General features: G+C 49.0%; 1 protein-coding gene. It reads left to right on the top strand.

What is annotated here, in order from left to right; all coding sequences use genetic code 11:
- On the top strand, positions 1-2,044 hold a 2,044-nt coding region (locus tag BM101_RS04335), incomplete at both ends, for a polysaccharide deacetylase family protein (protein ID WP_093399834.1).

The raw sequence follows: 2,044 nt of genomic DNA, 5'->3' as shown, positions 1-2,044 counted from the left end.
CGGTTGTCGATCCGACTGTCCCTGCTGCTGCGGTTGTCGATCCGACCGTTCCAACTGCAACGACTGTCGATCCGACTGTCCCTGCTGCTACGGTTGCCGATCCGACTGACCCAACAACACCTACTGCCGATTTGACTGCTCCAGCAGGAACGGTCATTGAACCCGTTCCACCAACCGAAACGGTCACAGAAGTCAATCCAGCTGTGGAACCTGTTGTTGAGGAAGAAATAGTCGAAGCTTCTGCCGTAGAAGGAGCAAACTTAGCACTAATGGCATTGGCAGAAGAATATTCAACGTCTCCTTCAACCTTGATCAACCATGTTGATACGAACGAGAACGTCATTGCCTTGACTTTTGATGATGGTCATTCGTACGAGAACCTTTCCGCTATCCTCAGTATTCTGGATGAATTTGGAATCAAAGCCACCTTCTTCATGAATGGGGATGCCTCAGCTGAATTGCTTCAACAAATCGTTGACGCTGGCCATGAATTGGGGAACCACGGCTATTCCCATCTTGATTCCACGACCATTTCGTCAGATGCTCTGGCTAATGACGTCAATCTGATGGAAGATTACATCCAAGCAAGCACAGGAACAACATCCCGGCCGCTGTTCCGGGCTCCTTATGGTGCCTATAATGACTCCGTATTGGAAACGGTCGGCAACTTGGGGTACGAATATACCATTGGTTGGTCGATTGATACCCTTGACTGGACAGGGATTTCAGCAACAGAAATAAGCAATGCCATCACGAATTATGTCACTCCAGGCTCCATCGTCCTGATGCATGCAAGCGTCGGGGCAGCCAACACACCTGATTCTTTGTGGTATTCGCTCTCTGCTTTAAAAAATGCAGGGTACAGCTTCGCCACAATCAGCGAACTGTTGGGTCTGGATGTTGCTGAAGCACCAGTTGTAGAAGCACCAGTTGTGGAAGAACCGGCTGCAGTTGAAGAATTCGGAACGGGCCCTTCGAGATGGGTCGATGATGTCGACACAAATCAACAATACATCTCTTTGACCTTCGACGATCTGGAAGAAACCGACGTCGTTACGGAAATCCTCGAAATCCTTGCAGATCAAAACGTCAAAGCTACCTTCTTCCCGGATAGCAATACCGATCCGGCTCTGCTGGCCATGATTGTTGCGCAAGGGCATGACATCGGCAACCATACCTATTCACACCCTTATTCTTCGCAAATAACAGCTGATGAACTAGCTTCCGAACTCGATACGATGGAAAACGTCATTGTGGGAGCTACCGGCGTCACCTCCAGACCTTTCTTCCGTCCTCCATACGGAGATTATGATGCTTCCGTGTTGGAAACAGCCGGCAGTTTAGGTTATGAGTACACCATTGGTTGGACGACCGATACTTACGATTGGGACGGTTACACAGCCACTGCTATTGCTGATCAAGTGGTGAATAACCTGTACCCCGGTTCGATTTATTTGCTTCATGATGACAATGATACCCCTGAAGCTTTGTGGTACATAATAGCTGCCGTTCGAGCAGCAGGCTTCGACTTCATGACAATCACTGATTTGTTGGCATTGGATGGCGTCTTCACAGAACCAGGCACCATTGAAGTACCGATAGATCCAGTAAATCCTACCGACACGGTAAATCCCGCAGACCCTACGGCTCCAATTACCGATCCTGTGACCGGCGTCACCAATCCGATCATCACAAAAGAAATGGTGACGGACAGAACCGGCGTTACCGGCGTGGCTGAGCCATTCATCGTTTATGCAGACGGTGTCTACAACATGTTCTTCGACGTCATTGCGGGCTACAATCCGAACACGCAAACAACCGCAGACGAAATCGGACATGCCTGGAGCAACGACATGATTAACTGGACCTACACCCAAATCGTTTTGGGCCAAGAAACAAACGGCACAAGAGCAGCTTCTCCGTACGTATTCGAATATCAAAATGAATACTACATGGTTCCTGATCTTGTCGGTAATGTCAATGTCTACAAAGCCTCCTCCTTCCCGCTAAAATGGGAACTTTACGGGACTTTGATGACCGGTAC

Source organism: Trichococcus palustris (genome assembly GCF_900114465.1).
In the GTDB taxonomy this organism is placed as follows: domain Bacteria; phylum Bacillota; class Bacilli; order Lactobacillales; family Aerococcaceae; genus Trichococcus; species Trichococcus palustris.
Note: the sequence above shows the minus strand (reverse complement) of the source record. Positions and strands in the feature narration are given on the sequence as shown.